The following is a 6,000-nucleotide window of genomic DNA, read 5'->3' as shown; positions in this document are numbered from 1 at the left end:
AGAATATCAGGGTCACCCGATTCCGGAGTAAATGGGGCAAGGTGTGGATGTTCTTGCGCCGCGTGATGCATATCCTGCTTTATTTGCGAAAGTGCTTCCCGATAGAAGTCTTCAAAATTCTTCATATTTATGTCTGTCTCTTTTATATTCAACTATTAATGTGAATTTATATTTATACCTGAGAAATATCAAGGTTGATATTTCAAAGATGTGTAAATTTAGCTTTATAATAGTCAATAATGTAAATTTTATAGGTGTTCAGGTAACGGGATTATTTAAGTTATTTCAAGGGTTTTGGTTTTATGAAGTTTGCTTTAATTAAGTTATGGCACCATGATAGTCAGATGTAATAAGCTGAAATTAATAGTTAACTAATAATTAATATGGTAAATAAATGTGACGTTCCATTATTTTGGTTGGAGATCCTGTATCCTGTCCAAAATGTGATGGTAATCGAAACCGTTATACCCGGTGTAAAAGATCGGCCGTTCACGATCGATAACTAATGGTGCCTGACGGTGTGAAAAAATACAGCTCATCCGAAAGGTGAGAGAATTATCAGATGCTGCTTACCCGACTCATGTGCTCTGAACCGAAGTCAGACTCCGGTTCTTTATATATTAAGTTATTTTTTCATTTTATGAATAAAGCGCTTTTACAGGCAGGGAAAGAGAGTTGCCTGTGAGCACTTTTTGTAGAAAGTCAGTCAGATTTTTCTGATGTTTTTCAAACTCTTCTTTGCCAAACATTGCTGAATCAGCATCAAGATCAACAATTAATGCTCCGGCATCGACTTTCCCGCGATAGATAATGTTAAAGCTAGAGCAATCATAGAGCCCACTGGTGAGTATATGACGTTTAACCTGGCAATCGACAAAGTTTGGAGAGTCAAAAGGTAACACGTTGATGAGTGGCGAAAATAAATAACGGGTATCTTGAGGTAGTTTATGATCTAAAAAGATCTGTTCTATACGATATCTGGCATGAGTCCGTTGAGTATGAAGCGCGTTGATTGTTTTTTTCAAAAAGGTTTCTAATATTTCATCCGGGTTGGTGTTTATCAATAAGGGAAGAATATTAGTCATTAATGCCGGTGTATTGGTTCTGAAACGGGTTCGGCGATTCATATAGGGGAGCCATAACGACATTGAATATTCACCATTTTGTGTCTGTGCAGCGAAATAGTGAAGCAGGTAGATGCTTGAAAGCGCCACTAACAGATCAGGCCAGGCGATACCTGTATCAGCCGATAGACGTGTTAAACCTGTGACAATATTCCCGGAGAGCACACAACTGGTGTAATGGTGTTTGGTGCTATAGTCGGCACGGGCGATATCCACGGTTGGAAGGTGCACGGATGAAAGATAATTTTGCCAGTATAAGCGATCCTTTTCATATTGCTCGCTGTTACAGTACTCTTGTTCTTCAGTAAGGTAGCTGCTGAGTGAGTGAAAAGAAGCATCGGCACTGGCTTTACCAAGATAGTACGAATAGAAATGCGCACAACGATGTTCAATGAGCGCCATACCAAATCCATCAAGCAGAATATGATGAGCCCGGTTGTACCAGAGATAATGAGATTCGCTTAATTTAAATAGCCACTGAGCGGATAGCAGCTGAGTTAATAAATTCAGCGGAGATTCCACATCGGCCCGCATAAGTTGCAACGCTGTGTGGAAGGGATCGGGCTGCGTCTGTAAATCGATGAATTTTAACTGTGGTGTGGCGGCTTGATTCGGTTGTTGTAAAGGAAACAGCTGTTCTTTAAGGCGTTTAAAACGGACAGAGAGTATATCTGTTTCACTGGTCACTGTCGTTATTGCTTTGCAAAGCGCCTCTTGATCGACATTGCCCTGAATATCAAGATAGTGAGCGACAGTCGAAACAACTTTTTCGGAATGCAGGCTGAACTCATGCCAGTAATATTGTTGTGCCTGCGTCAATGGCATCCAGCGAGAAGTTTGATCGATGTTTAACATGGTAAACCTTATGAATTCATCATAGAAAATAGAATAAAAAATAAAAAAAACAGATAAAATTTTCTTCTATGTTTGTGATAGGTGTTCATACAATGTTAAGCCACGATATTCCCGTCTGAACAAGCCAACACATAATCGCCTATTTATTCTCATGACATTCATTCTCCTGTTTGATCACCATTTTTCGTTGATTGTTTCTGGCTGAAATCTGAATTGGTTTTATATCTGAGAAAATGAAACATTTGTTGTGCGATACAACAAGAATGTGACGTATTTCGTGATCAGCGTTATTGTATATGATAATCATTATTAATCTCATTGTCGGATATTAGACAAAATGATACATTACGTCCACTTTGGATTATCTGAATGGGTATGCGAGGTTTCTGCATCGCAGATCCACAATCACTGTCTGAGAATGCCGGAATGAAATCGATATTAACCCTTGTATATGGCTTGGTAATTACTCTGGTCACTCTATTTGGGGGGACTGTTTATGCTGCAAACGCGAAAAATGCAGCTCAGACGGAAAGCCTTTCTTGGCCAAGAGAGTTTAAAAATGCGGATGGCACTATTACCACTATTCCGACAAAACCACAGCGTATTTTATCGACCACTGTTTCGATAACCGGAATACTGTTATCGATTGACGCGCCTGTAGTCGCGAGTGCAGCGGCTATGAATGGGAAATTTTTCGCGCAATGGGAAAAGGTTGCTCAAGAGCGGAAAATTGAAAAGCTCTGGCCGGCCGGCAATATTGATCTGGAAATGGCTTATGTTGTCGCGCCCGATCTGATTGTGGTTTCTGTGAACGGCGCTGATTCCGCATATGCTCAGGTAGAACAACTTAAACAAATCGCGCCTACGATTATCTTAGATTATGGTAAACAGACATGGCAGGGTTTAGCGACTGAATTAGGAAAGGCGACAGGGCTTGAAGATAAAGTTGCGGTCAGAATTACTGGTTTTGATAATTATCTTGCTGAGTGCCGGGCAAAAATTGCTATCCCCGAAGGTAAGGTGAATATTATCAGCTATGCGGGGCCGGGAACCGTTAACCCTATATCAACGAGTATCAGCCCACATGCTTTGTTGCTTTCACAGCTTGGGTTTACTATCGAGTCGGCAGATCCAGCCTGGCATAATAATGCAAATAAAACTGGGGACTTTGTTTGGGCACAATATGAAAATATTACGCAGTTAACCGCGCTCACGACATTTCTTTTAAGTGCAGGAGAGCACAGAGCGGCTGAATTCTTAAAGGATCCTGTACTTGCTAATTTGCCCTCAGTCAAAACAGGGCAAGTCTATGGTCTTGGTGTGAATTCGTTTCGAATTGACTATTACAGCGCAAAAGAAATTGCTGATAGCATTGTTAAACGGTTTGGCATTAAGCAGAAAGCGAAATAATTTAGCAATTGTTTGAACTGAATATGAAAAAATTGATTTTTTCAGTTGCTAATTCTGTTGCGCAATCCGATAACCGGCAATTCAAATTTCAACGAAAAGGGTTGCTGATTTGCGGGTTGTTACTTGTGGCATTTTCAGTTTTTAGTCTTTTTGTCGGGACCCGCCCTGTCACGATTAAAGTCACCTGGGAGGCATTCACCGCTTTTAATCCTGCCAATAGTGAACATTTATTGGTTCGTTACCTGAGAGTGCCCCGTACTCTACTGGCGATTATCGTTGGTTGTTCATTGGGTGTCGCGGGTGCCATTATGCAGGCGCTTACCCGTAATCCACTGGCTGATCCGGGTATTCTGGGAGTCAATGCTGGGGCAGCGGTTTCCATTGTCTCGGCAATTGCTTTTTTGGGTATTTCCGACGTTATTGGCTATATGTGGTTTGGTCTGGCAGGGGCGACAATTGCAGGTTGTGGCGTGTATCTGCTTGGGGGGATCCGGCATGGGTTGAACCCGGTAAGAATGGTATTGGCGGGCGCTGCACTGTCCGTTGTATTACTTGCTGTCACCCAGATTATCACCATAAACAGTGAAGATGAGGTATTTAATCAATTCCGACACTGGGTGGTGGGTTCACTTCAAGGACGAGGTTATGAGGTGCTTTTCCCTGTCTCCATTCTGGCGGCCTCAGGAGTGATGATTGCTTTGATGTTGACAAAGTCTCTTGATACGGTAGCACTTGGTCATGATCTGGAAAAATCACTGGGTGTTAACCAAACCAAAGTCTGGATCCTATCTGCATTGGTCATCATTATGTTATCTGGCGGTGCTACGGCAGCGGCGGGGCCCATTAGTTTCATCGGCCTGACCGCCCCCCATTTTGCTCGTTTAATTGCAGGGCCTGGTTATCGTTGGGTACTTCCTTATTCTATGTTGATATCTGGCGTCATGGTGGTTGCTGCTGATAGTTTGGGACGGGTCATAGGATATCCTGGGGAAATTAGTGTTGGCATTATGGTGGCGCTAATCGGAGGGCCGTTCTTTGTTTTCCTTGTCAGAAAATGGAAAATTGTTCAATTATGAGCAGACGGAATGATTATGAGACTGAGGTTAATATTTCAGGTAAGGTCTGGCGACTAGGAAAAGTGTCTCTTGTTTTTGTTCCCAGAAATCTTATGGTGATTTGTGCCATCTTGCTGTTGATTATGGTATTAGCGCTTTTTTCCATGACTATCGGAAAATTTAATATCACAATCGAACAAATTATCACTATTTTTTGGGGGTGGGGCTCCGGTACAATCAGCGAAAAGATCATCATGGATATTCGTTTACCTCGCGTGTTAACCGCAATTTTTGTTGGTGCGGCACTGGGGGTATCTGGTGCGGTTTTTCAGTCCATTTCCAGAAATGCGTTAGGCTCTCCAGATGTAATTGGTTTTACAGCCGGTGCGGCGACGGGGGCGATTCTACAGATAGTTTTATTTGATAATAGTGCAGTGCAAGTAGCGATTGCTGCTGTTGCCGGAGGAACGCTGACTGCGGTGATAGTGTATCTGTTATCTTTAAAATCCGGTGCAATAGGTGGGTATCGCCTCATCCTGATAGGTATTGGTGTGGGTTCAGTGCTAAGTGCCCTGAATGGCTTATTACTGGTAAAAGGAAATCTCGATAATGCCGTGATGGCAAATTTATGGCTTGCCGGATCACTTAATGCCCGAACATGGATACATGTTTTCCCTGTTTTAATGGGCGTTGTATTGCTGGTGCCTTTGGTTCTTTTGATGGCAAGGAAACTGAGCATTATCGAGATGGGGGATGATATTGCCAGTCAGCTTGGTATCAGGGTGGAACGCGTTCGTCTTATTATGATTTTTTGCGCTGTGGTTTTAGCGGCTCTTGCCACTGGTGCCGCAGGACCGATTGCTTTTGTTGCTTTGGCCGCCCCTCAGCTGGTAGTTCGCCTGACTCGTTCGAGAAATATGCCGGTTATCAGTGCGGCGCTAATGGGCGCTTGCCTTTTGTTGGCAGCTGATCTGTTTACACAACTGTTACCTTTACAAGCGGCAGTCCCTATTGGGCTTATGACGGGGCTCATTGGCGGAATTTATCTGATTTGGTTGTTGACCCGTTCCCGGCAAATTTAGCAAGAATTATCGTAAATTTTCTCTTCATGTGGCGAAGATCTCAAGAGAAACAGTCATTCAGGTAATGAATATAATGATATATTTTTTGCGGTCTTTATCTGTCTCAATTGATGGAATATTTTCGTTATTTATATTTTTAACTTAGCTTGTGAATTGTTTCTTTATTTTCCTGGTTTGTTTTTTTAAGCCTCAAATTAATTCCATAAAATATAGGGATATATTTTTAGTCAATTTCTTTCTGGCTAAATACCTTCCTAAAACCACATGTTTTACCGAGTTATCTTTTGTTTTTTTTATTTCCTTAAAATAAAAATTTGTTTTATATGGGAAATTTATTTTTCTGTTGCATTGATCACGGTTAATGATAATTATTTTTATTTACATACAATAATACACCTTGTTATGATAATTATTCCTATTTAAGAAATATTATAACAAAGCAACACCGAAGAGTAATAATAACATTACGAAACT

General features: G+C 41.5%; 4 protein-coding genes. 3 read left to right on the top strand and 1 reads right to left on the bottom strand.

Annotation, left to right across the window (positions count from 1 at the left end; genetic code table 11):
- Nucleotides 1–638 precede the first annotated feature (638 nt).
- Nucleotides 639–1,979 carry a condensation domain-containing protein gene (locus ACGF7G_RS15130; RefSeq protein ID WP_387466535.1) on the bottom strand — a complete coding sequence of 447 codons (1,341 nt, stop codon included), beginning with the start codon at nucleotides 1,977–1,979 and terminating at the stop codon, nucleotides 639–641.
- Between the two features lie 369 nt (nucleotides 1,980–2,348).
- Between ACGF7G_RS15130 and fepB the strand changes: the two genes are divergently transcribed.
- From fepB to ACGF7G_RS15115, 3 genes are read left to right on the top strand one after another with little or no spacing between them, the layout of a single operon-like run.
- Nucleotides 2,349–3,389, top strand: coding sequence for a Fe2+-enterobactin ABC transporter substrate-binding protein (fepB, locus tag ACGF7G_RS15125; protein ID WP_387466532.1), 1,041 nt, complete (start codon nucleotides 2,349–2,351; stop codon nucleotides 3,387–3,389).
- Nucleotides 3,390–3,412: 23 nt separating this feature from the next.
- Nucleotides 3,413–4,465 (top strand): FecCD family ABC transporter permease, encoded by a 1,053-nt coding sequence (locus ACGF7G_RS15120; protein ID WP_387466530.1) that lies wholly within the window; start codon nucleotides 3,413–3,415, stop codon nucleotides 4,463–4,465.
- The gene (locus ACGF7G_RS15115; RefSeq protein ID WP_387466528.1) at nucleotides 4,462–5,526 is read left to right on the top strand and encodes a FecCD family ABC transporter permease; all 1,065 of its coding nucleotides are present in this window, start codon (nucleotides 4,462–4,464) and stop codon (nucleotides 5,524–5,526) included. Before ACGF7G_RS15120 ends, ACGF7G_RS15115 begins: the two co-directional genes overlap by 4 nt.
- Nucleotides 5,527–6,000 lie beyond the last annotated feature (474 nt).

This window comes from Photorhabdus sp. RM323S (genome assembly GCF_042879375.1).
Classification (GTDB): Bacteria; Pseudomonadota; Gammaproteobacteria; order Enterobacterales; family Enterobacteriaceae; genus Photorhabdus; species Photorhabdus tasmaniensis.
Note: the sequence above shows the minus strand (reverse complement) of the source record. Positions and strands in the feature narration are given on the sequence as shown.